The 24,167-nt window shown below is 69.4% G+C and carries 32 protein-coding genes; 21 read left to right on the forward strand and 11 right to left on the reverse strand.

Annotated features, from left to right (window positions below; all coding sequences use genetic code 11):
• From Van01_RS29050 to Van01_RS29070, 5 genes are all read right to left on the reverse strand, one after another.
• On the reverse strand, window positions 1–754 hold a 754-nt coding region (locus Van01_RS29050), incomplete at its 3' end, for a hypothetical protein (RefSeq protein ID WP_204014330.1).
• A 9-nt stretch (window positions 755–763) separates the two neighbouring features.
• A complete protein-coding gene (locus tag Van01_RS29055) occupies window positions 764–1,495 on the reverse strand; it encodes an SDR family NAD(P)-dependent oxidoreductase (protein ID WP_204014332.1) in 732 nt (243 codons plus the stop codon).
• Complete coding sequence (locus Van01_RS29060; protein ID WP_204014334.1) at window positions 1,495–1,926, reverse strand: hypothetical protein; 432 nt, start codon at window positions 1,924–1,926, stop codon at window positions 1,495–1,497. Before Van01_RS29060 ends, Van01_RS29055 begins: the two co-directional genes overlap by 1 nt.
• A complete protein-coding gene (locus Van01_RS29065; protein ID WP_204014336.1) occupies window positions 1,923–3,302 on the reverse strand; it encodes a B12-binding domain-containing radical SAM protein in 1,380 nt (459 codons plus the stop codon). The genes Van01_RS29060 and Van01_RS29065 overlap by 4 nt, the downstream gene beginning before the upstream one ends.
• Window positions 3,299–4,348, reverse strand: coding sequence for a radical SAM protein (locus tag Van01_RS29070; RefSeq protein WP_204014338.1), 1,050 nt, complete (start codon window positions 4,346–4,348; stop codon window positions 3,299–3,301). Before Van01_RS29070 ends, Van01_RS29065 begins: the two co-directional genes overlap by 4 nt.
• A gap of 139 nt (window positions 4,349–4,487) precedes the next feature.
• On the opposite strand from Van01_RS29070, the gene Van01_RS29075 reads away from it, so the two are divergent.
• Window positions 4,488–4,853 carry a hypothetical protein gene (locus Van01_RS29075; RefSeq protein WP_204014340.1) on the forward strand — a complete coding sequence of 122 codons (366 nt, stop codon included), beginning with the start codon at window positions 4,488–4,490 and terminating at the stop codon, window positions 4,851–4,853.
• Window positions 4,854–4,944: 91 nt separating this feature from the next.
• On the opposite strand, the gene Van01_RS29080 is transcribed toward Van01_RS29075, so the two are convergent.
• Complete coding sequence (locus Van01_RS29080; protein WP_204014342.1) at window positions 4,945–5,145, reverse strand: DUF397 domain-containing protein; 201 nt, start codon at window positions 5,143–5,145, stop codon at window positions 4,945–4,947.
• A complete protein-coding gene (locus tag Van01_RS29085) occupies window positions 5,132–6,007 on the reverse strand; it encodes a helix-turn-helix domain-containing protein (protein WP_204014346.1) in 876 nt (291 codons plus the stop codon). Before Van01_RS29085 ends, Van01_RS29080 begins: the two co-directional genes overlap by 14 nt.
• A gap of 133 nt (window positions 6,008–6,140) precedes the next feature.
• Here Van01_RS29085 and Van01_RS29090 point away from each other — a divergent pair, with 133 nt between their 5' ends.
• From Van01_RS29090 to Van01_RS29110, 5 genes are all read left to right on the forward strand, one after another.
• Complete coding sequence (locus Van01_RS29090; RefSeq protein ID WP_204014349.1) at window positions 6,141–6,398, forward strand: hypothetical protein; 258 nt, start codon at window positions 6,141–6,143, stop codon at window positions 6,396–6,398.
• Entirely contained in the window at window positions 6,395–6,637 is a 243-nt protein-coding gene (locus Van01_RS29095) for a hypothetical protein (protein ID WP_204014352.1), read from the forward strand. Before Van01_RS29090 ends, Van01_RS29095 begins: the two co-directional genes overlap by 4 nt.
• Window positions 6,638–7,133: 496 nt before the next feature.
• On the forward strand, window positions 7,134–7,628 hold the full coding sequence (locus Van01_RS29100) for a hypothetical protein (RefSeq protein ID WP_204014355.1): 495 nt from the start codon (window positions 7,134–7,136) through the stop codon (window positions 7,626–7,628).
• Window positions 7,628–8,047 carry a helix-turn-helix domain-containing protein gene (locus Van01_RS29105; protein WP_204014358.1) on the forward strand — a complete coding sequence of 140 codons (420 nt, stop codon included), beginning with the start codon at window positions 7,628–7,630 and terminating at the stop codon, window positions 8,045–8,047. The genes Van01_RS29100 and Van01_RS29105 overlap by 1 nt, the downstream gene beginning before the upstream one ends.
• A complete protein-coding gene (locus Van01_RS29110) occupies window positions 8,044–8,772 on the forward strand; it encodes a helix-turn-helix domain-containing protein (RefSeq protein ID WP_239099371.1) in 729 nt (242 codons plus the stop codon). The genes Van01_RS29105 and Van01_RS29110 overlap by 4 nt, the downstream gene beginning before the upstream one ends.
• Before the next feature lie 353 nt (window positions 8,773–9,125).
• Here Van01_RS29110 and Van01_RS29115 read toward each other — a convergent pair whose 3' ends face one another.
• The 3 genes from Van01_RS29115 to Van01_RS29125 all read right to left on the reverse strand — a co-directional run bounded on the left by Van01_RS29115 (window position 9,126) and on the right by Van01_RS29125 (window position 10,630).
• On the reverse strand, window positions 9,126–9,803 hold the full coding sequence (locus tag Van01_RS29115) for an A24 family peptidase (protein WP_239099372.1): 678 nt from the start codon (window positions 9,801–9,803) through the stop codon (window positions 9,126–9,128).
• A gap of 5 nt (window positions 9,804–9,808) precedes the next feature.
• Window positions 9,809–10,096, reverse strand: a complete 288-nt coding sequence (locus Van01_RS29120) for a winged helix-turn-helix transcriptional regulator (RefSeq protein WP_239099373.1) — start codon at window positions 10,094–10,096, stop codon at window positions 9,809–9,811.
• A gap of 183 nt (window positions 10,097–10,279) precedes the next feature.
• The gene (locus tag Van01_RS29125) at window positions 10,280–10,630 is read right to left on the reverse strand and encodes a hypothetical protein (RefSeq protein ID WP_204014362.1); all 351 of its coding nucleotides are present in this window, start codon (window positions 10,628–10,630) and stop codon (window positions 10,280–10,282) included.
• A gap of 349 nt (window positions 10,631–10,979) precedes the next feature.
• On the opposite strand from Van01_RS29125, the gene Van01_RS29130 reads away from it, so the two are divergent.
• The 15 genes from Van01_RS29130 (at window position 10,980) to Van01_RS29200 (ending at window position 23,342) form a co-directional block, all read left to right on the forward strand.
• Window positions 10,980–11,510, forward strand: a complete 531-nt coding sequence (locus Van01_RS29130; RefSeq protein WP_204014365.1) for a hypothetical protein — start codon at window positions 10,980–10,982, stop codon at window positions 11,508–11,510.
• Window positions 11,504–12,403 (forward strand): hypothetical protein, encoded by a 900-nt coding sequence (locus Van01_RS29135; protein WP_204014368.1) that lies wholly within the window; start codon window positions 11,504–11,506, stop codon window positions 12,401–12,403. The genes Van01_RS29130 and Van01_RS29135 overlap by 7 nt, the downstream gene beginning before the upstream one ends.
• Before the next feature lie 155 nt (window positions 12,404–12,558).
• On the forward strand, window positions 12,559–13,164 hold the full coding sequence (locus Van01_RS29140) for an SAF domain-containing protein (RefSeq protein ID WP_204014444.1): 606 nt from the start codon (window positions 12,559–12,561) through the stop codon (window positions 13,162–13,164).
• Window position 13,165: 1 nt separating this feature from the next.
• A complete protein-coding gene (locus Van01_RS29145) occupies window positions 13,166–13,975 on the forward strand; it encodes a hypothetical protein (RefSeq protein ID WP_204014370.1) in 810 nt (269 codons plus the stop codon).
• Entirely contained in the window at window positions 13,972–15,360 is a 1,389-nt protein-coding gene (locus Van01_RS29150) for a TadA family conjugal transfer-associated ATPase (RefSeq protein ID WP_204014372.1), read from the forward strand. The genes Van01_RS29145 and Van01_RS29150 overlap by 4 nt, the downstream gene beginning before the upstream one ends.
• Complete coding sequence (locus Van01_RS29155; protein ID WP_204014376.1) at window positions 15,351–16,256, forward strand: type II secretion system F family protein; 906 nt, start codon at window positions 15,351–15,353, stop codon at window positions 16,254–16,256. Before Van01_RS29150 ends, Van01_RS29155 begins: the two co-directional genes overlap by 10 nt.
• Window positions 16,253–17,152: a type II secretion system F family protein gene (locus Van01_RS29160; protein ID WP_204014379.1), complete on the forward strand. Its 900-nt coding sequence runs from the start codon at window positions 16,253–16,255 to the stop codon at window positions 17,150–17,152. Before Van01_RS29155 ends, Van01_RS29160 begins: the two co-directional genes overlap by 4 nt.
• A 66-nt stretch (window positions 17,153–17,218) precedes the next feature.
• Window positions 17,219–17,410, forward strand: a complete 192-nt coding sequence (locus tag Van01_RS29165) for a hypothetical protein (RefSeq protein ID WP_018803909.1) — start codon at window positions 17,219–17,221, stop codon at window positions 17,408–17,410.
• Window positions 17,411–17,413: 3 nt separating this feature from the next.
• Window positions 17,414–17,893, forward strand: coding sequence for a TadE family protein (locus tag Van01_RS29170; RefSeq protein ID WP_204014383.1), 480 nt, complete (start codon window positions 17,414–17,416; stop codon window positions 17,891–17,893).
• Window positions 17,890–18,351, forward strand: a complete 462-nt coding sequence (locus Van01_RS29175; protein WP_204014385.1) for a TadE/TadG family type IV pilus assembly protein — start codon at window positions 17,890–17,892, stop codon at window positions 18,349–18,351. Before Van01_RS29170 ends, Van01_RS29175 begins: the two co-directional genes overlap by 4 nt.
• Window positions 18,348–18,803 (forward strand): pilus assembly protein TadG-related protein, encoded by a 456-nt coding sequence (locus tag Van01_RS29180; RefSeq protein WP_204014387.1) that lies wholly within the window; start codon window positions 18,348–18,350, stop codon window positions 18,801–18,803. The genes Van01_RS29175 and Van01_RS29180 overlap by 4 nt, the downstream gene beginning before the upstream one ends.
• A 28-nt stretch (window positions 18,804–18,831) precedes the next feature.
• A complete protein-coding gene (locus tag Van01_RS29185; RefSeq protein ID WP_204014389.1) occupies window positions 18,832–21,663 on the forward strand; it encodes a BTAD domain-containing putative transcriptional regulator in 2,832 nt (943 codons plus the stop codon).
• Entirely contained in the window at window positions 21,660–22,571 is a 912-nt protein-coding gene (locus Van01_RS29190) for a DUF2637 domain-containing protein (protein ID WP_204014391.1), read from the forward strand. The genes Van01_RS29185 and Van01_RS29190 overlap by 4 nt, the downstream gene beginning before the upstream one ends.
• 49 nt (window positions 22,572–22,620) lie before the next feature.
• Window positions 22,621–22,992 (forward strand): DUF6907 domain-containing protein, encoded by a 372-nt coding sequence (locus Van01_RS29195; protein ID WP_204014393.1) that lies wholly within the window; start codon window positions 22,621–22,623, stop codon window positions 22,990–22,992.
• 182 nt (window positions 22,993–23,174) lie between these two features.
• Entirely contained in the window at window positions 23,175–23,342 is a 168-nt protein-coding gene (locus Van01_RS29200; protein WP_204014395.1) for a hypothetical protein, read from the forward strand.
• A 70-nt stretch (window positions 23,343–23,412) separates the two neighbouring features.
• Here the strand turns inward: Van01_RS29200 and Van01_RS29205 are convergent, their stop codons facing one another.
• Complete coding sequence (locus Van01_RS29205) at window positions 23,413–24,069, reverse strand: hypothetical protein (protein ID WP_204014397.1); 657 nt, start codon at window positions 24,067–24,069, stop codon at window positions 23,413–23,415.
• Between the last annotated feature and the right edge of the window lie 98 nt (window positions 24,070–24,167).

A 24,167-nucleotide genomic window follows, 5' to 3' on the forward strand; every position in this document is an offset into this window, starting at 1 on the left:
TTAGTAGGGCGCCGCGCTGCTGACGGGCGGCGAGATGCTGTCGCCATACTCGGTGGCTGAGTTGGCCTACGACCCCACCGGCCGTGAATGCTGCTGGGAGGCCGTCCTCGGCCACCGTGCCGGGCCACAGCACTCCGTCGAGGTCGGTCAGCAGCACCTTGGGTCCGGGTGTCAGGTGCGGGGCGAGTGCCTGCCAGTGTGCCCAGGCCAGGTCCAGCAGGCGGTTCCACAGGTAGCCGACGCGGTCTCGGCGGCCGAGCACCTCCAGCGTCGCGGCCACCGCCGGGAAGTCCTCACCGGCGGTCAGCACGTCTAGGTCGGCCGCCTGGTGCACTGGTATCACCACCGCACCGGCGGCTGTCGTCGTCTCGGTGACAGCGGCGTTCGCAGCCTCTACCGCCTGCGCCGATTCCGGGCCGGCGTAGGGCAGGGTCTGAACCAGCAAGGGACGCGACTGGCAGCCGAGGGCGGCGAGCAGTTCCCGCAGCTCGGCGGTCAGCGTGATCTCAGCCTGGCTGGCGTTGGCGTACACCGCGCTCGCGGCCTCCAATGCCGCCGTCACGACGACCGTGACCCTCAGCGGGTGTTCCTGCACGTTCCCGAGCCTGGCGGCGAGCCGTTGCACCAGCAGCGCCAACCCGGGCAGTCTCGCCCCGTCCGGAACGAAGCTGACATCCAAGACCTCGCTCTCCGGCTCGCCAGCGAGGTCTGGCCGTTCGAGATCGGCCAGCCAGCGCATGTACCCGACCGTCATCGTCGCCTCCTACCGCGCGCCGCTGTCGAAGATCAGCCGCACCACCGTGCCGGTGGCGTAGTCCCATACCGGATCACAGCCCAACCCGGCGATCACTCCTGCTACTTCCTCCACCGTCAATGCCCGGCCAGCGGGCAGACCGGCGTAGTGCGCGTCAACGTCGGTGACGCCCTTCATGGCGAGGATCTGCTCGGCCTGCGGTGAGGCAACCAGCGACGGCGCGACGACGTTGACCCGCACGCCGTTCCGGGCCTCTTCCTTGGCCAAGGTCAGCGCGAGCGCTTCCAACCCCGCCTTCGAGGCGGTGTACGCGCCGTTGCCGGCCCCGGCCACGCGCACGGTGTCCGAGCTGACCACCACGATCCGGGCTGCCCCAGCACGTGCCCGCGCGGCGAGCGCCTGCCAGGCCGTAACCAGGCCGAGCGCGTTCACCGCGAACAGCCGGGCGAACTCCTCAGTGGGCGTCTCCGCCACCTGCCGTTTGGAGGACGCCACCCCGACGGTGAACACCACCACGGCCAGCCGGTCAGGGGCAGCGTCCACCGCCGCCCGTAGCCCGCTGGCGTCGCCGCTGGCCGCGTCGAACGGCACCCAGCCCGTACCGTCGCCGGTGTCGCCGGGGTGCTGCCCGTGATGGGTGGCGATCACGCTCAGCCCGCGCGTGCGCAGCTCGGAGACCACGCTCCGGCCGATGGCACCGGACCCGCCGACCACCACCGCGAGATCCTGCCCACCGCCCATCAGGCCGCCTCGGCGCGCGGCGAGTCGGGATGGTCGTTGACGAACATCTCCTCGAACCGCATCTGAACCGCCGGAATGTCGAACAGCGCGCCGACCGCACGTGCCGTGTCCGCCGAGGCGGGGTCGTCACGGCCGATGACCACCACGCAGTTCGGAAAGGCCACGTACATCCGCTCGTCATCGAGGAAATGCGCATAGAACCGCTTCGGCAGCAGCACCTGGGCTACCTGCATGGCGACCGCCAAGACTCGGTGACGGGTCACGGCGAGTTCGGCGATCTGCACCGGCAGGGTGCCGCCGAGCAGGTGTGGGTAGCGGCGCACCATCACCGCCGGCATCGGCATGGGTAGCTGCCCGTCGGTCAGGCTCTCCATCAAAACCAAGCCGCGCATCGTCCCCTCCGAGTGCTCAACAGCCTGGTCGGCTTTCATGCCGGCACCTCCGCTCGTGCTGCCCCGGGCTGTTTGACCAGGCGAGTGTGGGCGCGGGCACGCGCCACGGTCTCCGCCGACGTCCAGGGCGTCTGCGAGTCGTAGTAGTCGAAGTCCGCCCAGCCCTCCAACGTGTCCGGTGCCTCGAACCCGTAGCGCAGCGCGTCATCGAACAGCGGCGTGCCGGGGAACGGGCCGAACAGATGTACCCGCGTCTCGGGCTGTGGCTGTAGTTGGCTGATCGCGGTCAGGAGGTCGTACGTCTCGTCCACCTCGGCGTCGGTCTCGCCGGGGAACCCGACAATGAACGTGTAACAGCCGAGAATGCCGTGCGCGGCGATGTCGGCCGCGACGTCATACGCCTGTTCGCGGGTGATCTCCTTACGGACGATTTCCCGCAGCACCCGGTCCGAGCCCGACTCGATCCCCATCAGCAGCCGCCGGCACCCGGAGCCGGCGATGCCGCCGAGCAAGTCAAGCCGTTGCTTGCGGGAGCGCAGCACATCGTTCGGGTTTATCGAGGCCGCCCAACCGATCCCGAGCTGCCGTTCGGTGAGTGCCTGGCAGAAGTCGACCGCGCGGCGGGGCTGGACGAAGAAGTCGGCGTCGTAGAACTTGATCCCGCTCAGGTCGTACGCCTCGACCAACTCGGCGATGTCGTTCACGAGCGGATCGGCCGGCATCGAAGACCACGCCCGCTGATAGGTCAGCTCGTAGCAGAACTGGCACTTGTAGACGCAGCCCTGCGACGAGACGTAGTTCAGCGTCCGGGGCGCCACCGTCGGATCATCGCGGACGTACTCCTGCACGTTGAGCAACTGCCACGGGTACCGGGCCATCATCTCCGTCTTCGGCGCGTTCACCGGCCCCTTCATCAAATGCCCACCGCGCGCCATCAGCAGCCCGGGGACCTGTTCCAGACGGCCAGACCCGAGCAGACAGCGCACCAGCTCCGGCATCGACCGCTGTCCAGGACCAACCAACGCCATGTCCACCAGCTCGTGCGTGGCGGTCTGCTCCCCGAGCACGTTGACGTGCGGCCCGCCGAACACCACCGGCGGACAGCCGGATCGGAGCTTCGCCTCCCGCACCATCTCCAAGGCGTGCCGAATCTGGCCACCACCGGTCATGATGCTGACCCCGATGCACAAGGCCCGGTCGAGGTGATCGTCCAGGAATGTGGTCCACTGCTGCCCGGTGCGCTGATTGCCGTCGAAGATCACCACGTCGACATCGCCATCCGCGAGGAGGCGTTGCGCGATCGTCAACAGCGAGAACGGCATCCAGTGGTACAGGTAGTCCTTCTCGTGCTCCACCCGAGGGTAGACCAGGATCACCAGCCGGCGCCGGGCCGGAGACGGCAGCAACACCGTCATGACAGCACCTCCGCCACCGACACCTTGGATGCCTCCGCGCGGAACGTCGCCCCCGCATACACGTCGAGAGCCCGTTGTACGGTCGACTCCAGTTCGCCGCCGTCGCTGTCGAACAGTTCGCCCAACGGCACGGTGATGTCCTCCCGCAACAGGCAGAACTGCAACCGCAGGTCGGCCGTCAGTCGCAACGCCATCAACGCGTCGTGGCATGGGAACAACGGGCAGGTGTCGCAGACTGAGCCGTACCAGGCACCGGCAGTGCTGTCCTTCACCACTACCTCGAACCCGGTGGCGAACGACAGGACGGTCATTGGATGCCCCAACCCGCCCTGCGTCCGCGTCGAGATCTCCACGGCGTCCGCCGCGAACTGCGCCGTGATCGACTCCAACGGCACATACAGGTCCCGGATCACCCGCCCGGCGCGCTTATGCGCGAGCCGTTTAGCGAACGACTCCGCTCCCGCGTCGAGGTCCTGGATGACGTCCAGAAGCTTCAGCGTCGCGACGCCTTCTCGCGCGCAGAACGCGGCCAGGTCCGCCACCTCGTCGTCGTTGATGCCGGCCATGACCACCATGTTGACCTTGACGGGCACGCCCGTAGCCACACACGCCCGCAGTGCGTCCAGCACGGCGGCGTGATCGCCCTGACCAGTGATCTCCTTGTGCAACTCCGGGTCGAGCGTGTCCACGCTCATGTTGAATTGAGTCACTCCGGCCCGAGCCAGTCCGTCCGCCCGAGGACCGATACGGGGGTGTCGCGAGATGACCTCGACCTCGCCGAACGCCGCCTCGGCGCGCAGCCGCTCGGCCGCTTCCTCCAGCGGTTCGTAGAGCGCCGGGTCACCACCCGTCAGCTTCACGCCCGTCACCCCCGCGCGACGGACCAGACGACCGATCGATACGAGGCGGTCGACGTTCAAGTCGGTGCCCGCTGCGGTCAGCACCGCCTCCCCGGAAGGCCGGCAGAAGAAGCACGCACGACCGCACCGCGAGTTCACGGTGACGCGGAACTGAGGCAGAAGCCTGCCAGAACCCTGACGATCCATGCCTCAAGCGTCGATGGGCGCATTCATCAGGGTCAAGGTCTCGGCGGCAGGGTTAGTGTCAGGGTTTGTCGACAACCTTCGACCAACACTGACACACATAGTCAGCACCTGATCACCGGGGTCGCGTACGGTTGAACCCGTGCTTGCGGGAGTCCTGATCACCGAGAGTCTGCGCCACGACGTGACGGTCGAACGTCTCAACCTACGGGTCGACAAGATCGTCCGCTGGCGAAACCCCGACCCTGCACCGGGTCAGCCGGAAACTTGGACCATCGTGGACTTCACCTCGGACCGCAGCGATCCCGCGTCGCTTGCCGACCAGTTTGGGCAAGCCCTGTCCAGCCCAGGGTGGTACGTCGACTTCCACACTGAAGATCAGAAGTTCGTCGTCTTTCCCGACAAGACCTTCGTCTACAGCAGGGGCGACGACCGAGGCCGCGCCGAAGCCGTCGCCTACGCACGCTCGAAGGGCGTACCCGACGATCAGTGCGACTGGGGCGAATAGCCATGGCCGTTGTCGGAAGACCACTCCGGGCTCCCACCCGAAGATCGACGGTGTTGGGCACCCGCCCAGCTTGGCAGGGCACCCAACAGCATCAGTCGGTCAAGTCGAACTCGCCGTGCTTCGCGCCGTCGATGAACGCAGCCCACTCTGCCTGCGTGAACTCCAGGATCGGCCCCCGGCCCTGGGCCTTGGTGTCCCTGACACCGATGGCGTCCTTATGCAGGCGGGCGACCTCCACGCATGACCCGTTGTTCCCCGACCGGCTGGATTTGAACCACTTAACCGAGTCCATCCTTCTTCTCCTGAATCAATCGGATCGACTCCCTGGGTGACAGCGCCAGGGACAGTAGGTGCTTGAACACGCCCGTGAGCCGCCGGATCTCCTCGGGCGACTCCAGGAACAATTCTCCCGCCAGGGTCTCGATGTAGCCAAGAGGCGGGTCACCATCCGCAAACGTCAGCACCTCGAACCCGCCGTGCACTGCGAGATGAGCGCCGGCTGCGAGCGTCAAGACCTGCACGGTGACGTTGGGTAGCGCGGCGATCTTGATGATGTGGTCCAGTTGCTCGCGACGAAGGTTGGCGTCGCCGACCTCCAGCATCAACGACTGCTCGGTGATGATCGCCTGCAGTCGAAGTGGCGGCTGGCGCAGCGTCAGTACCTCTTGGCGCTTGAGGCGCGCCTCGACGCGCTGGAGGATCTCCTCCTGGTCCGTTTCCCGGCCAATGCGGATCACCTCTGTGGCGTACGCGCGAGTCTGGATGAGCCCGGGGATGAGGGTCGGCTGGAACTGCCGAAGGTCCGTCGCCTCAGCTTCGTAGGCGATGAACGTGGCGTATCGGGCCGGCAGCGTGTTGAGCCGCTGCCACCAGCCCGGCTCCCGCAACTGCTCGGCCATACTCCGGAGCGTCAGCCCGTGCTCCTCGTCGTGCGGGACGTCGTAGGCGACGAGGATCTCCAGCACATCCCGCGGGCGCGGCTTGATGTCGCCGGACTCGATGCGGGCAATCCGCTGTTGCGAGCACTTGAGCAGCTTGGCCGCGTCCCCCTGCGTGAAACTGCGGGCCTCGCGGAGCCGCCGCAGTTCTCTGCCGAGACGGCGAGACCGAGGTGTCGGTGGAGTAAATCCGGCCATGCTCTGATCCTCCCTCATGCGCAAGCAGCGAGCCTATGGGGCCACCGCATCCTGACACTTGCCAGCATCGTACAATGCTGCAACACTGGCCAGCATAGTTGGTGGCCGTGCCACCGGGTTGCCACAGCAGTGGACCGTCAACGCGCCAGCGGTGATCAACACGCTCGGGAGGACGGAGCTGCGCCCACAAGGCGACTTCGATGCACGACGGACAAGCCAGACAAGGGGATCCGCCCTACGCGTCAGGATCAACTCGATCGAGGTGATGACGGTGCTGCTGTTCGGTTTTCTCGTGGCGTTGGTGATCGGCTACGTCGCTGGATTGGTGTCCTTCAAGATCAAGGACCGCTGGTGTCCACAGTGCGGCTCCACAGCCGTTGCTCGGGAACAGGTCAGGCGAGCCCGATGACATTTCCCCAGCTAGGTGACGTGATCGAGGTCGGCGAGCAGGACTACATGCACGGGACCGGTCATCTGACCCTACGAATCACCTGCATCGGTGACCAGGTACGGGTCTATGACGACGAGTGGCTGAAAGTAGAAGGTCTAGCGCTGCGCGCGGACGGCACACAGCTCGACCCGAACCCCCGCCCGGCACTCGTCCGGATGCGTGCGCTGCACATCGCGCCGTCGTCGGGGTCGTCGTGAGCACGACATACCTGGCGAGCACCGCGCTGGAGGAGGTCGACCGAGCCCAGGCGGAGCTTGAACGTCATCTACGGGTCCGGCCGTCCGGTGAGTGCGTGACGTGCGGTGAGGTCGAGCCGTGCCTCGGCCGTCAAGAGGCTGGCTCCACGTTCATGAAGTACGGCCTTCTGCCGCGTCGCCGACCAGGCGTTTCAGGCGTACGCCGTGCCATTCCGCCGCAGGGGAGCGCTGAGCCGCCGGCCTCGTGGTTCGCATCGGTCACAGACTGTGGTGCTGGCGAGACGACCGGAACAAGTTCGTCTAGGTAGGCCGAATCCACGACTACCGAGCCGAGGTCGGACCAACAGACCTTGATCCTTCGAGACTGTTCGATTCCGAGAGGGTACTGATAGTGAACGGCGCACCGGGCGCTCGAACGAGGGCTCCACGCAGTCCGAACGACTTGCTGCGGCGCGCACGGCTGGCGAAGCGGTCGCCGACGGGGTCAGGTCGAGTGATGTCGCGGCAGGAGGTTGCCGAGGCGGTCAGCGCGTGGATCTGGGAGCACCTGAGACGGCGCACTTACCTTGACAGCAGGTACATCGGCAAGCTGGAGCGCGGTGAGTCCCGCTGGCCGGTGTCGCACGTCCGGGCCGGGTTACGCGGGGTCTTCGGCGTTGACAACGACGCCTCGATCGGGCTGCACGTCATCTACGGCTCCGGACGACCGACCGAGGCCGTGGGTGACGTGCCAGCTCCGGCTTGGGAGAGGGAGCCTGAGCCCACACCGCTCACGTCGCGGAACGACCGTGCAGATGTGACGCCCACTGTTCATCTCGGCGTCGCGGCGGGCACGGCAGTCGTGGTCACGGTCGACAGTGGGCCTGCTGGGCCGGTCCGCGTCGTACTGACCGCGATGCCCGAGGACTGTTCCGAACGACCGGCGCTACCGCTGGCTGCCAGCGGTGGGGCACGGGTGTACTCACTCGCCTACAGGCGCAGGCAAGCCTGATGGGGCAGCAGCCGGCCGAGTTGAAGCCCCATGCGTCTGCCCGACACTTCCTCGGCGCGGAGTTGCGCTGTTGGCGGCAGCAGCGCGGGCTGTCGCTGGCACGGCTCGCGACGCTGGTGCACGTGAGCCCCGACCTGCTCGGCAAGATCGAGAAAGCCGAGCGTACAGCCAGCCTAGATGTCATGAGTCGCTGTGACCAGGCGTTGGAGACAGGCGGAGCGCTGGTCCGCTTGCGGCGCTTCGTGGACCACCATCCGGCAGCGCAGCCACGATCGGATGCCTCGGCGACGAGACCAACACGGTTCATGGTGGTCATGGAGATCCTGCCTGTCGGGCCAGTCGACTCCGACGCCGCTCCCCTCGTGAACAGCGGCGGGCAGCCTCGTTTGTACGCGCTTCACGGCGGACAGAGCAGATGATCGGAATGGATACCGTCCCGGGTCCCGTCACTCCGGAACAGATTCGCGACCTGCAGAAGGCGCTGGGACGGCAGTTGGCCCACTGGCGCAAGGCGGCCGGGATGACCCAGGCCGCCCTCGCCAGGCGGACGGCCTACTCCCGCAGTTCGGTCGCGAACGTGGAGATCGGGCGAAACACCATCACCCGTGGCTTCTGGGAGCGCGCCGACCACGAACTCCGGGCGGAAAGAACGTTGGTGGACGCGTTCGACAGGCTCCAGGAACTGATCGCCATCCTTCGGAGACATAGAGCGTGGGTGGTCGAGAACGAACGACTGCTACGCCACCAGGCAGCCGTGCCGCCGAAGCCACCAACTAGTCTCATGACCGCGACTCCCGTCTGCGGATGCACGGTCACGGTCGCTCGTTGGAGAGTGCGCGAAGTCCTTGCGTTGCGGGAGGCGCTGCGGCTCAGCATCGGGTCATTCGCCGAACGGCTTCGCGTGCCTCCCTCGATTGTCGCAATGTGGGAGGACCACGGACAGCCTCAACCGCCGAGTCTGGCGATGCAGGCAGCCCTCGACGACCTTCTCAAACTTGCCGACCAGGACGCCCGAACCCGCTTCGCACGGATTCTCCAGATGCCACCGTTGAGGTCCACCGATCACGCCGGTGCGCCTCGAACCGGTCGTCCTGCAACGGTGACCCTGCTTCACCGAAGCGAGGGACCACAGGCCATGCGGTGAAGGGACAACGATGGGCAGGCCGTTGACAATCATCCCGGGACTGCGCCAGTCGGTCATGTTCGACGTAGCGGTGGCCCTCTACCGACGGCACGGTGTCGAACGCAGACCCAGGGTGTGCAAGGCGTGCGGGCAGGCGGCACCGTGCCCGGTTCGGCTTCACGCCGAACTCGTCATAGCGACTGCAGGCGCTGACCCACAGCAATTCGAGGACGCTCCGCCGCCAGGACATACCGGCTTCCGAGTCGGCGGTCGCAGCCGTCCCATCGACGACGATGCCCTTACGTACGAGCGTCACGACGACTAATCCCGTCTCCGCGTCCGCATTCCACGACGCCCGTGCCAACTGATCCGCCTTACGGTGCGGCAAGCACCACGGCAAGAAGCCAACCAGCCGCGAGGGCTGGCCCCATTGGGATCGGCGGGTTCTTCACGTCGCTGGCCGATCGGACTCTGACGACGGAAGCGATTGTGCCGTGTAAAAGCAGCCCAGAAAGAAGGCCGAGCATCGCTGTCTGCCAGCCCAGCCAGCCGAGGTTGAACGCGATGGCGCCGACGAACACGACATCACCGAGGCCGAGCTGACCGGGCAACGCCAAGGCGATGGCAAGCATGACCGCCGTTGCGGCGATACCTGCAAACGCAGCTCGAAGAAGCGGCCCGACATCGCCTCCAACGAAGGCGGCAATGATGAAGCACAGGCCAGACGACACCCACAGCGCGCCGGTGACGCGATGGGGTAACCGACGGCACCGCACGTCGATAATTGCCAGACCGAGGCCCACCACCGCGAAGAGCCAGAAGGCCGGCAGCGTCGCGCTGAAAGGCATGACTGCCCCGGTGATGGCGGCGGCGGTGGCGGCGAGAACGGCGGTGAGGATCACCTCTGGGGGGCGTGCCGGACCGCCGGTCCACCAACGGGCGGGTAGGCGAACTGGTCCGGACACCTGCGCGCCGTACGCGATAGCGGCTATCGGGACACCAGCCATCACGCCCGCGAGGCCGAGGCCGATCGCGGCTGCGCCGTTGGTCACGGGTGTCAGGTCCGCCCGCCGCTCGCGCGGTGCTCCCGACTCCACCGATCGATCTCACCGAGGAGGTCGACCAGCTCGACGCCGCCATGAGTCAGCCGGTAGTCGGCACCGTCGTCGCCCTGGTGGTGCTCAACGAGGTCGTGGGCGCGGAGGTAGGCCAGGGTATCGGTCAGCGTGCGGGCGTGCACGACATCGGGACTGGCCTGAGACACCGCGTGGTGAAGCTTCGAGTAGCGCAGCGGGCCTTCGTGGAGGGCGGTCAGGACCGCAACCGACAGCTTCCGTTTAGCCAAGTTGAGTAGGTGTTCGAGATCGTTCGTCAGCGCAACTCACCTCCCCCGAATCGAGCGCGCCAGCTCAAGACAACAGTCTATGAGGCCGCACAACTATTCGGCGAGGGTTTAACGTGAGGAAAGTTTCCTCCATAATGGAGTAAATTATGGAGGATATGGCATCTTTCGGGATTACCTCTGCAATCAGTATATCTCGACTGGTGAATCAGGGCCGGCCAGTCTCGGGCGCGGGGCTGCGCGCGATGCCAGCCAATGACGCAGCCGAAGGAGATGGCCGAGGACCGCCACCCCCCTGGCGGTCAGGCAAAAGTGGGCTTCGGCGAGCGGCTCGCCGTCCAACGAGCCGGCGTGAGGGCTAACCACGAAGCCGTCTGCCGCCATCGCTCGCAACAGGGCTGCAGGCCGGGGTGATTCGGCCGCGATCTGGGCGAAGGTGGCGGTGCCGCCGCGATGATGCATCGCCAACAGCAACTCGAAGGCACCACACCTGGCCAGGAGGGCCAGTGTTTGCTCTGTGCGATTGTGATCGCCCATTGGCTATCCCCGCCTTTCTCGCGCATTCATTTTCAGCCAGCCGTGGCCGTAATAGACGCCTACTTATCTGTCGGGTAGGCGACAGCACCTTTGAGATGCTTTGTAGCAATTTGAAGTCGAAGTTGCCCTTGGTCCTTACGTGTACGCGCGTGCGCCCCGCCCTACCCGATGCGCGTAGCCGCAGGTACGCACGTAGACATCACTGCGGGGTCAGGGTGTAGACACGACTCGTGACCTTGAGCGAGTCGGCCACCGATGGGCTGCTGTTCACGGTCGCAGACGCCCGGCTGCCAGCCGGGGCCGTTCACGAGATCGGGGAGGTTCGCGGCCAGTGTTGACCCGGAGGTTCATGGCATGTCTCGTCGGGGTTTCGGCGCTGCTCAGCACGGCGTGCAGCACAAACGACGACGGCGAATCGGTGCCGACGACGCAGGCGACGACCCCGCCGAGTGCGCCCGCCTCCGAGGCACCTTCTGCCCAGCAGGAAGCGCTCGCGGCGTACATCGGGATGTGGCAAGCCATGGCGAAGGCGGGCGAGGTTCCCGATCCAGATGCGCCGGAGCTGCGGCGGTACGCCGCCGATCGGGCGTTGGCTCGGGTCGTTGACGTGCTGTTCACCTACCGGGAGACCGGTGTGGTGACGCGGGGCGCACCGGTGACAGATGCACGGGTCAGTGGTGCCAGCCCGGCCGACGCGCCTACCGAGGTCACCGTCGTCGACTGCGGCGACTCTACGAACTGGACCAAACACACAAAGGCCACTGGCGAGCTGATCGCGGACGATCCACGGGGGCGGCGCAACATCACTGCCGTGGTCAAGCCGGTAGACGGCTCGTGGAAGGTGGTCTCGTTCGATGTGGGGGACATCGGATCATGCTGAGACTCACACGTTTGGCGGCGGTGCTCCTACTGGCCGGCTCCGTTCTACTCGTCGCGCCGATGGCTGCGCAGGCCGATCCGTACGGAGACACCCGCTGCGACAACAACCCTAGCGCCCCAGGATGCGACGTCACGGCCGGTAATCCCGGCGGTGGTGGCCCCTCGAACCCGGGCAACGGCGGCGGCCAAGGAGGGGATGGCAAGTGCCGCAACCCTGCCGGCGAGGAGATCCCGTGTGAGCGGGACGGAGCGTGGGCAGGAGCCGATGGCTGCTACTACGCGCCCACCGACCCGTCCCCGTCGACCATCGCCGCTCTCGGGGGTCAGCCTGCGGGTGAGGGTGGTTGGTACATGCGGATCTGCTACGGCGACAGCAGTGCGCTCGGAGGTGCGGTGTGGATCGCGGGCGACCCGCCGGTGGTGTCTCCGGCGGTGTTGGCCCGGCAGGCGCGGGCGCGTCTTGACTTGCCGAGGGTCGTCATTCGGATGAATCCGCCGGGTGATCAGCTCGTCAACCTGCCGGCCTGGCTGGCTCTCGACCGGGGGTCGTGGGGATCGCACTCGGCGACCGCTTCCGTTCCGGGTGTCAGCGTCACGGCGACGGCGCGGCCGGTGAAGGCGAGCTGGTCGATGGGTGACGGGGTGACAGTGACATGCGAGGGGCCGGGGACGCTGTGGGCCTCGGGTACCGATCCGGCGAAGGCGTCGCCTGACTGCGGGCATGTCTACCGGCGGTCCTCGGCTGGCTCACCGGGCGGGCACTACACCGTGACGGTGACGATCACGTGGGAGGTGACCTGGGCTGGTGCCGGGCAGTCCGGCACGGTGCCGGGGTTGACCACGACCGGGCAGGTGCAGACCCGGGTCCAGGAGTCGCAGGCCGTCGTGCGCTAGGCCAACAAATCAGTTCGTTCGCGCGCCGTTTCCCGAGGAGGCAAGTCATGGCGCTGGATTCCGTGCGCCCTAAAACAGGGCTGGGCGATCGTGCGGCGGCTGCTGCCGGCCGTGCGGGACGTGGGCCGTGGCGGGCCGCCCGGCGGCGTCGCCGGTTGCCGTTCGTCGCGTTGGGCGGACTGCTGGTGATCGTGTGTGTGCTGGCCTACGCGTACGGGGCGGCGCAGCTCGGTGATCGTGTGCAGGTGCTCGCGGTGGCGCGACCGGTGGCGGCCGGGCAGCCGATCACCGCTGCCGACCTCAAGCAGGTCTCCGCCGCCCGTGACCCGGGGGTTCGGTTGGTTCCGGCCGCGCAAGCGGTGGAGGTGGTTGGTCGCACGGCGGTGGTGCCGTTGGTGGCCGGCGCACTGTTGACGCCGGAGTTGCTCGGGGATGCCGCGTTTCCGCCCGGCGGTCAGGTAACCGCCTCGGTGGCGGTGAAGCCGGGTCAGTATCCGCAAGGGCTCGCGGCCGGCGCGAAGGTGTCCGTCTATGTCTCGGCCGTGCAGGACGGTGGTCAGCCCGCTCCGGCGGCCAGCTCGACGGCGAGCGGTTCGACCCCGGCCCGGTTGTCGGCCGTGGTGCTGGGAGTTGACCTCGCCGGGGACGGCCAGGGCTCGACGGTCATCACGCTTCTCCTGGCCGCCTCGGACGCGCCGCAGTTGGCGGCGGCTCCGGCTGGCGGTGTGGTGCTGATGCAGACCTCGCCGGTGGGGAGCTGACATGCCTCTGGTGGCGGTGACCTATGTGAAGGGTCGTCCGGGAGCGACGACGACAGCCTTCGGGTTGGCCGCGGTCGCACCGGAGTGGGCGCGGCCGGTGGTGGTGGAGTGCGATCCGGCGGGCGGCGATTTGATGCGCCGGCACGGGTTGGCGGCGGTTCCGAGCGTGGTGGACCTGGCCGCCGCCGCCCGGGGCGCGGCGAGTTCCGGAGACGTGTTCGCGGACGCGTCGCAGCCGGTGTCGGTGGCCGAGGTGGTGGTGCCGGTGGTGGTCGCCCCGGCGGGTGGGGCGCAGACCCGCGCGGCGTTGCCGGAGTTGACCGGTAGCGGTCGGGCGGTGCTGGCCGCGCCGGATCGGGTGGTGGTGGCGGACTGCGGCCGGTTGGGGCCGGGGTCGCCGGTGTGGCCGTTGTTGCGGCTCGCGGATGTGGTGGTGGTGCTGGCTCGGCCGAACGCCGACGAGATGGCCCATCTGCGGGAGCACCTGGGCGACCTCGTCGACGCGGGCGCTGGCCGCCTGGTGGTGCTGCTCGGCGCGGGCGGCGTGTACTCGGCGGCGGACGTGGCGGAGGTCCTGTCGACTCACGTCGGGCAGGAGTTGGCCCGCGACCCGGAGACGGTGAGCGTGCTCGGTCCGTTGCCGGACGACCGTCGGGCGGCGGCCGTGCTCGGCGGGAGCCTCGTGGCCGGGCGGCGCTGGCGTCGTCTGCCTCTGATGGCCGCCTACGCGGGGCTGTGGACGGACTTCGGCCCGTACCTGCCCGTCGCGGCCCCGCAGGCGAGCGACGTACCCACGGAGGCGACATCGTGACCGGCCCCTTCCTGTCGACCCCGGGTGCCGGGGATTCCGGCGAGGTCACGGTGGTGCGGCGGGTTCGCCGGGAGGTCGCCGAGCGGCTGACCCGGGCCACGCGGACGCACGAGACAGCCACCGGTTCGCCGATGCCCGCCGACGAGCGCGCGGCGACGACCCGCCGGTTGATCACCGAGGTTCTGGACGGGTACGCGACGGAGGAGATGAACGCCGGGCGGGCGCCGCTGCGCCCGGAGGTGGAGTCGCGGGTGGGTCGGGCGGTGGCGGACATGCTGCTCGGCGCGGGCGGCCTGCAACCATTGCTCAACGACGAACGGATCGAGGAGGTCAACGCCAACGGCTGTGACCAGGTGTTCGTCCGCTACTCCGACGGCAGCCGCGCTCAGGTCGGGCCGATCGCCGACTCGGACGCGGAGATGGTGGAGCTGATCCGCCGCCTGGCCGCCGACGCCGGGCGCGCGGAGACCGGCGGCGAGGGCGCGGAGGAGCGCCGCTGGGACCGGGCCGCCCCAGTGTTGAACCTGCAACTCGCGGACGGCTCCCGCCTGCACGCGATCATGTCGGTGACCCGGCGTCCGGCGCTGTCGATCCGCCGGCACGGCTACGTGAAGGTCACCCTCGCCGACCTGGAGCAGCTCGGCACCGTCAACCCGGTGCTGCGGGAACTCCTTTCCGCTGCGGTGCGGGCGCGGTTGAACGTGCTGATCGCCGGGCGTACCGGTGCGGGCAAGACCACCCTCCTGCGCGCTCTCGCCTCAGCGATCCCACCAGGCGAGCGGATTGTCACGATCGAGGACACGTACGAGCTGGCGCTCGACGCGGACAAGGCCGTGCACCCGGATGTTGTGGCGTTGCAGTCGCGGGAGGCCAACGTCGAGGGTGAAGGCGCGCTCGACATGAGCATGTTGTTCCGCTCGGGGCTGCGGATGTCGCCAGACCGAGTGATCGTCGGGGAGATCCGCGGGCACGAGGTCATCCCGATGCTCAACGCGATGTCGCAGGGCAACGACGGCTCGTTGGGCACCATTCACGCCTCGTCATCGGCGGGAGCGTTTCACAAGCTCATGCTCTACGCCGCGCAGGCGCCGGAACGCCTCGACCCAGCCACCACCAACCTCCTGGTGTCCGAGGCGGTTCACCTGGTCGCGCACCTGGGGTTCACCGGCGACAACAGGGTGCGGGCGGTGACGTCGGTGCGGGAGGTAGTCGGCGCTGACGGGCTGGCCGTATCCAGCAACGAAATCTTCCGCCCTAACCGGGATGGCCGGGCCGTCCCGGGTGCGCCACCGTCGACCGGGCTGCTGTCGGCGCTGGCCGGGTGCGGCTTCGACCCAGGGTCGCTCGATGAGGCCCGCACCGCCCCGGGTGGGGGGTGGGCGTGATGGTGTTGACGGTGCCCCTCGCCGCCCTGCTGGGGGCCGGAACCGCGCTCGGGTTGGTCCTGCTGGCGTTGGGCCTGTCGCCCCGGGACCACGACGGGCCCGGCGACTCCAACACAGAGTCGCGGCTGTCCAGGCTCACCTCGGCCCGTGGGCCGGTCGACCGGCGTCGGGTAGCCCTGTGCCTGGCCGTGGGCGTGGTCGTCGGTGTGGTGACCCGCTGGCCGGTCGCGGCGGCCCTGGCAGCGGCCGGGGCGTGGATGCTGCCGCAGGTCATCGGCCCGGACCGCGACCACGCCCGCCGCGTGGCCCGGATCGAGGCCATCGCCACCTGGACCGAGGCGTTACGGGACAACCTGTCCGGCGCGGCCGGGCTGGAACAGGCAATCACCGCCAGCGCGATCGAAGCCCCAGAGCCGATCCGCGACGAGGTGACCCGCCTCGCCGTACGCTTACAGCGCAGTTGGCGACTGCGTGACGCGCTGCGCGCGTTCGCCGCCGAGCTGGCCGACCCGACCGCCGACCTGGTGGTCGCCGGGCTCGTGATGGCCGCCCGGGGCAGCGCCGGGCAACTCGGTGATGTGCTGGGCGAACTGGCGGCGTCCGCGCGGGCGAAGGTCGCCTCCCGGCACCGCATCGCCGCCGCCCGCAAACGCAACCGCACCTCCGCCCGGGTCATCGTCGGTGCCACCCTGACCATGGCCGGACTGCTGGCACTGCTCAACCGGGGCTACCTGGCCCCGTTCGACACGGCGACCGGTCAGCTCGTCCTCCTGGCCGCCGGTGGCTGCTTCGCCGCCGCGTTCGTCTGGCTCGGCCGGCTCATGCGCGACCGCGACACCGCCCGCGTCCTGGCCGGAGTCGCCGCGCCAGCCGAGCCCGAGGTGGTGTCGAGATGACCGGGCTGATACTGCTGGCCGGGCTCGGCACCGGAGTGGGCCTGTGGCTCGTGCTGGTGGGCTGGTTCCCCCGCCCGCCTCGGCTGGACAAGGCCCTTGACGCCCCGTACGGGATCGGCCGCGTTGGTGGCGCCACCGCCGAGACCCTCTCTCTGGGGTGGTCGGGGCGGTGGGGTCGCCCGGCGGTGCGGTGGTTGCGTCGCACGGGTCTTCCCCTGGCCAGTACCCGCCGCGACCTCGCCACCGTCGACAAGCCGGTCGACGTGCACCTCGCCGAGCAGGCGACCGCGATGGTGTTCGGGCTGCTCTTGCCTCCCGTCGCCGCGACGCTGCTCGTCCTCGCCGGGGTGGGTACCGGCGTGACGGTGCCCGTCGCAGCGTCGCTAGCGCTCGGCATCGCTGGATTCCTCGCCCCGGAGCTGTCGGTGCGATCGGAGGCCGCCAAGCACCGGACGGCGTTCCGTGACGCCCTGTCGTCCTTCCTGGACCTGGTGGTTATCAGCCTCGCGTCCGGGGCCGGGGTGGACCAGGCGCTCGACGACGCGGCGAAGGTCGGCTCCGGCCCCGCCTACACCGAACTGCGGTACGCGTTGACCGAGGCGCGGTTGGCCCGGGTACCGCCGTGGGACATCCTCGCCGCCCTCGGCCGCCGCGTCGCCGTCGCCGAGCTACAGCAGCTCGCCGCCACCGTCGGGCTGGCCGGCACCGAAGGAGCGAAGGTCCGCGCCTCGCTGCGCTCGCGTGCCATCGCGCTGCGCGCCCGGCAACTCACCGACGCCGAGGGCGAGGCGAACGCGGCGACCGAGCGGATGGCGCTGCCCATCGTCGCCCTGTTCGCCGGTTTCCTGATCTTCCTCGGCTATCCGGCGATGGCTGCCGTACTCGGCGGGCTGTAGGAGGCACACCCAGTTCACCAATCCCGAAGAGCCACGAGATTCCGTACCGGTCTGGAGGAACACGTCATGTCCGCTCTCGTCACCTACCTCGCCGCCGAGCTGCGGCACCGCTGGCAGGCGGTGCGCGACACCAAAGACGGCGGCTACTCCACCGAAGCCGTCCTCGTCACCGCCGTGCTCGTGACGCTGGCGATCGTGGTCCTCGGCATCATCGCGGTCAAGGTCACCAGCAAGGCCAACAGCATCAACCTCGGCTGACCGATGCCGCCGACCATCCGGGAACACCGCGCCGAGCGCCCGCCCTCCCCGGCGCTCGGCGCGGCCCGATGGCTGCGCGCCCGGTGGAGGTGCGTGACCGCCCACTCCGACGCGGGCGCCGCTACCGCCGAGCTGGCCATCGCTATGCCTCTGCTGCTGCTCATCGTCATGTTCGTCATCCAGGCCGGGATGTTCATGCACGCCACCCACGTTGCCCAGAGCGCCGCGACCCGTTCGGCCAACGCCGCCGCCGGCTACCAATCCAGCGCTGCCGCCGGCCGAGACGCGGGCGAGCAGACCCTCGCCGCGATCGGCGATGGGGTCCTCAAGAACCCGTCGATGTCGGTGACCCGCACCGCCACCGAGGTCCGTACCGAGATCACCGGCACCGCCGCGACGGTGGTCCCCGGGGTGCGGTGGACCGTCCGAGCCACCGTCGTACGACCCGTCGAACGCTTCGTGCCCGACGGAGCCACACCATGACCCGGGCCGCAGCGCGAATCGGCCTACCGCGACTGCGGCAGGTCATCGCCCTCGATGACCGGGGAGCGAGCACCACCGAAGCGGCCCTCGTTACCCCGCTGCTGGTGGCCGTCATGCTGTTCGTGGTGCTGTGCGGAAGGTTGGTCTCGGCACAAATGGACCTCGACGCCGCCGCCAGCGCCGCAGCCCGGTCCGCCTCCCTCGCCCGCACCGACGCCGCCGCACGCGCCGAGGCAGACCGCACCGCACGGGAGACCCTCGCCGCCCGCTCCGTCACCTGCCGACAGGTCACTGTCACGGTCGCCACCGGAGGGCTGCGACCAGGCGGGGCGGTCACCGTGACCGTGGAGTGCACCGTTCCTCTGGCCGACCTCGCCTTGTTGTCCGTCCCCGGTGCCCGCGCGGTGACGGCCACGGCGACCTCTCCCATCGATGTATGGCGCGGAGGCCCTTCATGACCCCACCCGATGCCCGCTACTGGCGGCGGCTACGCGAGCGTGCCGGCGACGACTCCGGCCAGGTGACCGCGTTCGCGGTCCTGATGATGGTCGCCCTGCTCGCCGTGGCCGGGCTGGTCCTCGACGCCGGCCTGGCCCTCACGCAGAAGGTCCGTGCCCTCGACATCGCCCAGGCTGCGGCCAGGGCCGGGGCGCAGGAACTCGATCTGTACCAGTACCGCACCCGCAACGTCGCGGTACTCGACCCGGCCCGAGCGGCGTCGGCCGCACGGGCGTGGCTGGCCTCGGCGGGCGCCGCTGGCGAGGCCACCGCGACCACGACCACTGTCTCCGTGACCGTGCGGCGGACCAGCCGCACGCAGCTCCTGCAGATCGTCGGCGTGCGGCAGCTCGCCGTGTCCGCCTCTGCCAGCGCCACCGCTGTGCAGGGCGTCACCGGCCCGAACACCTGACCCGCACATTGGGAGAGGACGACCCCGCATGTCCCGCACCTTCGCCGCCGTCGCCCGGACCGTGCGCGCCCTGCTCGCGCTCGCCGTGCTGGTCGGCTTCACCGCTGGGGTGCCGTGGCTGCTGATCGTCGCGGCCGGCTGGCCTCTCGACTGGATCGGCTGGCCGCAGCCCGACACTGTGCCCACGCTGACCGACCTGCACGCCGCGATCACGAGCCCATGGTCGGACGACAGGGTCTTCGCGCTGCTGGCCACGATCGGCTGGGTGCTGTGGGCGCAGTTCCTGCGCGACACTGCCATCGAGATCATCGAGACGTTCGCCGCCTTGAGAGCCAGCCGGCGCGGCCAGCCCCGACCCTCGGCGAGTGGACGCGGACCGATCCGCTGGGTCGCCGCTGTCCTCGTCGGCGCGATCGTCGGAGCCGTGCTGTTCGACGCCGCCCGCGCCGTCACCAGCACCTCCACCGCTGGTGCGGCTACCGCCGACGCCGCCGCACGCCGCCCGGCCGTTGCCGTCGCCCCGGCACACCCCGCCGCGCTGTCAACCGTGGAGCACGGCCCACGCCCGGCGCTCACCATCGGCGTGTCCGCCACCAGCACCACCCTCCCGCTCATCACCCACCGAGACAGCCCAGCCGTCCCGTCCTGGGCACAAGACGCTCCAGGCGGGACACACCGCGTCGCCGCCGGAGACAACCTGTGGGACCTCGCCGCCAAGCACCTCAGCGACCCGCACCGCTGGCGGGAGATCTACAAACTCAACCGGGGACACGAACAGGCCAACGGCTACGCCCTCACCGACCCCGACGAGATCCACGTCGGATGGGTCCTCGCTCTCCCCGCCCACGAGGCCGCACCACCAACCACCCCATCCGACACCCAGGACCCACCGCCCAGCAGCCCCGACACCACCGCGCCCGAGGCCACCGAGACCGCCCCAGCCATCCCACCGCCACCGGCCAGCGCCACCCCAACCCCCACCACCCCGGAGCCAAGCCCTTCACCGCCTACCGCCGAACCAAGCACACCCGCCGACTCAGCCGATATCGCCACACCCGCGCCGGACACCGACCCATCCGACGACCAGCCGACCGACGAGGCAGGAATCACGCTGCCAGCGCAGGGCTGGATCAGCCTCGGCCTGGCCGCCTCCATCGCCGCCGTAGCCGCTCTGCTCCGCCTGCAACGCCGCCGCCGCGCCCGACTGACCTTCCCCGCATCGGTCAGCACCGCCCCGCAACGCTCCCCGATGCCGCCCTCTCTGGCCCCCGTCGACATCATCGGCAGCCGCCACCTCGGCCCCAGCAGCGACCACCGGCCCGCCAGCCCCACCCTTGCGGCACCGATCGGCGTCGATTCGGATGGCACCGAGGTAAGCCTGTTTCACCTGCCCGGTCCCGGCCTCGCCCTGCACGGCGACGGAGCCGCACCAGCGGCCCGCGCCATCCTCGCGTCTGTCCTGGCCAGCGGCTCGGTCGAGTCCGCCGCCGCCCGCCCGGTCGTGGTCACCACTGCCGATCTACTCGCCCGGCTCCTGCCCGAGGACGCCCCGGCCGTCGGGCTGGACCCCGACGGCACCGCCTACGACGGAGAACGCCTCATCGTGCTCGCCGACACCGCTGCGGCGGTCACCCACGCCGAGGAGGAGATGATCGGCCGTCGCCGGCTGCTGGACACCTTCGACGCCGAGACGATCACCGACCTCAACGCCCGCACCGACCACGCCGAGACCCAGCCGCCGTACGTGCTGCTTATCGATGCCAGTCCCCGGCACGCCGCCCGCCTCCAGGCCGTCGCCGACCACCGCGCCGCTCTGAACCTGCACCCTGTCATCCTCGGCCCGCACGACGGCGTCCCCACCATCGAGATCAGCCCCGAGGGCACCCCCACCGGCGACGAACCGCATCCGGTGGGACGGCTCTCCACTCTCGGCGCGGATGACCTCGCCGCCATCCTCTCCATGCTCAGCGACGCGATAGCCCGTCCCGAGGCCGGTACTGACGTTGACGACCCGCCCGCCGAGATCTCGCCAGCCATGGTGACCGCCGAGCCGAACGAGGCCATACCGGTCCAGCCCGACGGCGCGGCGGCCCTGGTCCGCCTACGGGTACTCGGCCCGGTCACCGTCGCCACCGACGCCGGTCCGATCGCCACCGGAATGCGCAGCGGCTCCTACACCGCGCTGGCCGTCCTCGCCGCTCACCCCGCCGGCCGCACCCTCGACCAACTCGCCACCGACCTACACCCCAACGCCGACCCGACCGCCGCCGTCAAACGGGTACGCACCGACATCACCTCCGCCCGGCGGGTGCTGCGCGCCGCCACCGGCCACGACGAGCCCATGTTCATCGTCTACGACCCCGCCACCGGCCGATACCAGCTCGACCCGCAGACCGTCACCGTGGACCTCTGGCAGATGCTCACCGCCATCGACCAGGCCACCACCAGCGACGACGAGACAGCGATGCTCACCGCGCTACGCCGGGCCACCGGGCTGTATGGAGGTGACTTCGCCGAAGGCCACGACCACCTGTGGGCCACCGACTACGCCACCAGCTACCGCCACCAGATCCTCACCGCCTACGCCCAAATCGCCGAGATCCTCGAACCCGACCACCCCGACCAGGCTGTTGCCGCCCTCGAACACGCCGCCGACCTCGACCCCGTCAACGAGGAGCTGTACCAGCGGATCATGCGCATCCACGGCCGACAGCAGCGCCCCGACGCCGTCCGGCGCACCCTGCGCCGCTTGGAGGAACGTCTCGCGGACCTCGGCGACGCCGAACCATCCCAGGCAACCCGCCGCGTCGCCGAACGCCAACTCCGACCCGTCGCCACCGCCGGTGGAGGACGGCCATGAACAACCGCCAAATACAACGGATGCAATGGGCAGTGCGCGCCACACTGGTCCTCGGCGTGGCCGCCTCGGTCACCGCGAACATCCTGCACGCCCAACCAAACCCGATCTCCCAGACCATCGCGGCCTGGCCGCCCCTGGCCCTGCTGATCACCGTCGAGCTGGTCACCCGCATACCCGTCTACCGCCGTGCGCTCGGCGTCATCCGGATCGTCGCCGCCTCGGCCATCGCCGCCATCGCCGCCTGGATCAGCTACCACCACATGGTCGGAGTCGTCGCCCGGTACGGCGAAACCGGCACCGTCCCCTACCTCCTGCCGCTCTCGGTGGACGGGCTGATCATCGTCGCGTCGGTATCGCTCGTGGAACTCGCCGCCCGCCGCCGCGAAGCCGAAAAACCGCCGCACATCGTAGCGGCGCAGACCCCACCGGCACCATCTCCCGGTCAGCCCGTCGAGTCGACACCCGTCGAGGCCATGCCCGGGTTCAGTGACGCCAGGCCAACCGGTCGGAGTCCGCTGTCCGAACATCCTTCCCTGGATGCCGATGCCGCCGGTTCGGCCCACGGCGGGACTCCTGACGCTGCCGACCACTGGGACGACGATCAGGAAGCGGACGGCAGCGAGACTGGTGCTGACCTTGATACGGAACCTGACGATGACGACCCATCCGACGAGACCGACGACATCGATGTTGACCTCGCCCCGGACCTGGTGCCGCTGCTGCCCGCCGCCCGCGCGGCCCGTGACGAACTGACCCGCGAAGGTCACACCGTCAGCCGGGATGCCCTCGCCCGGCGGCTACGCCAAAACGGCCACTCGATCCGCAACAGCGCCGTCTCACAGCTACTCGCCACGCTGCGCCAGGAGACGCAGCCGGTCAACGGCACCCGGCCCACGGCATCGGTATAGCGTGCCGACGTCAGCTCACCGCAGGATCAGACACGCGAGGAGGCCAACCGTGGTCGAGCCTGCCCGAGCGGCCAGCGCCGCCCGCCCACCCCACCCACAGCACTGCCCGTCCTGGTGCATTGACTGCCGCCACGACGACGCCGACCCCTTCTCGCCCCGAGCGCTCCTGCACCGAGGCGCGGCCGACATTGTTCACGCCTACGACGACGCGTGTCTCCTGGTCGAGACACAGGTGCGGGTCGCGTACTGGGACAAAGCCCCGGACTGGATCGGCACCGATCCCACCGACCTCGAACACCCCTACGTCGAGATCAGCGGCCCCACCGAAGACGACCTGCACCTGAGTTTGACACCGGAGCACGCTCGCGCCCTCGCCGCCGCCCTGCTCCGCGCCGCCGACACCGCCGACACGGCCGTATAAGGCAACAACCGGCAGTGACATGCAGCAACCCCGAGCGGCGGCGGTCCACCCTCGAACAGAGCCGTCAGTTGCGGCCCTGGCATGGCACCGGCGGTGGTCTTGATCGCGCCGTCGAGGTCGGCGTGGATAGGCACGGCTGCCCGAACGGGCACCACGCCGAACCCTGCCAGAAGGGATCACCCATGACCGACGGAACGCCCGGCCTCCGCACGATCGAGGTCGCTGACGATGTGTACGACGTGCTGAAGCGCACCGCCGACAGCCGAGACACCGACATCAACGGCGCGCTGCGCTACCTGATCGAGGTTCCGACGCCTCGGGCTGCCGCCGAGGACGACGACGAAGACTGAACGACTCGTACGACAGGTGCCGCCGAGGCCGGCTGACCCGACTCGGCGGCACCTGTCGTACTCAGGCCGTTTATCTGGGAGAGGCATCGCTCGGCGCGCACGCGGCGGCAAGCAGTCGCTGCGCCGTGCGCTCGGTGATGCCGAGCTGCTGAGCCAGCGCGACACCGAGGCCGCGCCGGTCGCGTCCGGTACGGTCCGCCTCGGCCAGGAGCGCGATGGCAGCGGGGAGCCGAGGGTCGTCGGCGTACGGGTGCGGTTTGCGGGCACCGGTGGTGCCGGGGGTGCGGCCGGTGGACTGTCGGCCCGTCCGGGCGTCGGCCACGGCCCACACGGTGTGCCGAAACCACAGACGGCGCACCCGCCCGTCCGGCAGCGTCTCGACTCGGTCGGGGTGGTCGTACAGGGTGTCGGGCAGGTTGCGGTACGAGCCGTAGCCGAGGACCCTCGCTGCGGCACCGGAGCCGATGAGGTCGTCGGAGTCGCCGCGGCGGTCGACCCTCGTCAGCTCGGCGCGCTTCGCGACCTGGTGCGCGGCGTGGAACGCCTCGATGTCGTCGAGCCAGAACCACTCGCGGCCGTCGTGCTGGAAGCCTTCGGGGAAGCCGAACCGGGCGCGGTGGCGGTGCCAGTGGTTGACCGTGGAGTAGGCCGCGCCAGTGTGCGCGGCGACTCCGGCCCGGTCGAGGGTGGGCCGTCCGTCGATCACGTGTCGTGCCACGCCGTTCATCCTCCCCCGGGTGCTTCGTGGCCTGCGCCGTGCGGTCGAGGCGAGGCGAGCAGGGCGCGCGGTCGTAGGATCGGCGGTACGCCTGGCTCGGGCAGAAG

The sequence above is a fragment of the Micromonospora andamanensis genome (assembly GCF_016863495.1).
GTDB classification, from domain to species: domain Bacteria; phylum Actinomycetota; class Actinomycetes; order Mycobacteriales; family Micromonosporaceae; genus Micromonospora; species Micromonospora andamanensis.

What these genes read in the sequence shown, in the direction of transcription:
- Van01_RS29055 (WP_204014332.1), bottom strand. Translation starts at nt 1,495, where the DNA reads ATGGGCGGTGGGCAGGATCTCGCGGTGGTGGTCGGCGGGTCCGGTGCC.
- Van01_RS29060 (WP_204014334.1), bottom strand. Translation starts at nt 1,926, where the DNA reads ATGAAAGCCGACCAGGCTGTTGAGCACTCGGAGGGGACGATGCGCGGC.
- Van01_RS29065 (WP_204014336.1), bottom strand. Translation starts at nt 3,302, where the DNA reads ATGACGGTGTTGCTGCCGTCTCCGGCCCGGCGCCGGCTGGTGATCCTG.
- Van01_RS29070 (WP_204014338.1), bottom strand. Translation starts at nt 4,348, where the DNA reads ATGGATCGTCAGGGTTCTGGCAGGCTTCTGCCTCAGTTCCGCGTCACC.
- Van01_RS29080 (WP_204014342.1), bottom strand. Translation starts at nt 5,145, where the DNA reads ATGGACTCGGTTAAGTGGTTCAAATCCAGCCGGTCGGGGAACAACGGG.
- Van01_RS29085 (WP_204014346.1), bottom strand. Translation starts at nt 6,007, where the DNA reads ATGAGGGAGGATCAGAGCATGGCCGGATTTACTCCACCGACACCTCGG.
- Van01_RS29095 (WP_204014352.1), top strand. Translation starts at nt 6,395, where the DNA reads ATGACATTTCCCCAGCTAGGTGACGTGATCGAGGTCGGCGAGCAGGAC.
- Van01_RS29100 (WP_204014355.1), top strand. Translation starts at nt 7,134, where the DNA reads ATGTCGCGGCAGGAGGTTGCCGAGGCGGTCAGCGCGTGGATCTGGGAG.
- Van01_RS29105 (WP_204014358.1), top strand. Translation starts at nt 7,628, where the DNA reads ATGGGGCAGCAGCCGGCCGAGTTGAAGCCCCATGCGTCTGCCCGACAC.
- Van01_RS29110 (WP_239099371.1), top strand. Translation starts at nt 8,044, where the DNA reads ATGATCGGAATGGATACCGTCCCGGGTCCCGTCACTCCGGAACAGATT.
- Van01_RS29125 (WP_204014362.1), bottom strand. Translation starts at nt 10,630, where the DNA reads ATGGGCGATCACAATCGCACAGAGCAAACACTGGCCCTCCTGGCCAGG.
- Van01_RS29130 (WP_204014365.1), top strand. Translation starts at nt 10,980, where the DNA reads ATGGCATGTCTCGTCGGGGTTTCGGCGCTGCTCAGCACGGCGTGCAGC.
- Van01_RS29135 (WP_204014368.1), top strand. Translation starts at nt 11,504, where the DNA reads ATGCTGAGACTCACACGTTTGGCGGCGGTGCTCCTACTGGCCGGCTCC.
- Van01_RS29145 (WP_204014370.1), top strand. Translation starts at nt 13,166, where the DNA reads ATGCCTCTGGTGGCGGTGACCTATGTGAAGGGTCGTCCGGGAGCGACG.
- Van01_RS29160 (WP_204014379.1), top strand. Translation starts at nt 16,253, where the DNA reads ATGACCGGGCTGATACTGCTGGCCGGGCTCGGCACCGGAGTGGGCCTG.
- Van01_RS29165 (WP_018803909.1), top strand. Translation starts at nt 17,219, where the DNA reads ATGTCCGCTCTCGTCACCTACCTCGCCGCCGAGCTGCGGCACCGCTGG.
- Van01_RS29170 (WP_204014383.1), top strand. Translation starts at nt 17,414, where the DNA reads ATGCCGCCGACCATCCGGGAACACCGCGCCGAGCGCCCGCCCTCCCCG.
- Van01_RS29175 (WP_204014385.1), top strand. Translation starts at nt 17,890, where the DNA reads ATGACCCGGGCCGCAGCGCGAATCGGCCTACCGCGACTGCGGCAGGTC.
- Van01_RS29180 (WP_204014387.1), top strand. Translation starts at nt 18,348, where the DNA reads ATGACCCCACCCGATGCCCGCTACTGGCGGCGGCTACGCGAGCGTGCC.
- Van01_RS29185 (WP_204014389.1), top strand. Translation starts at nt 18,832, where the DNA reads ATGTCCCGCACCTTCGCCGCCGTCGCCCGGACCGTGCGCGCCCTGCTC.
- Van01_RS29190 (WP_204014391.1), top strand. Translation starts at nt 21,660, where the DNA reads ATGAACAACCGCCAAATACAACGGATGCAATGGGCAGTGCGCGCCACA.
- Van01_RS29200 (WP_204014395.1), top strand. Translation starts at nt 23,175, where the DNA reads ATGACCGACGGAACGCCCGGCCTCCGCACGATCGAGGTCGCTGACGAT.
- Van01_RS29205 (WP_204014397.1), bottom strand. Translation starts at nt 24,069, where the DNA reads ATGAACGGCGTGGCACGACACGTGATCGACGGACGGCCCACCCTCGAC.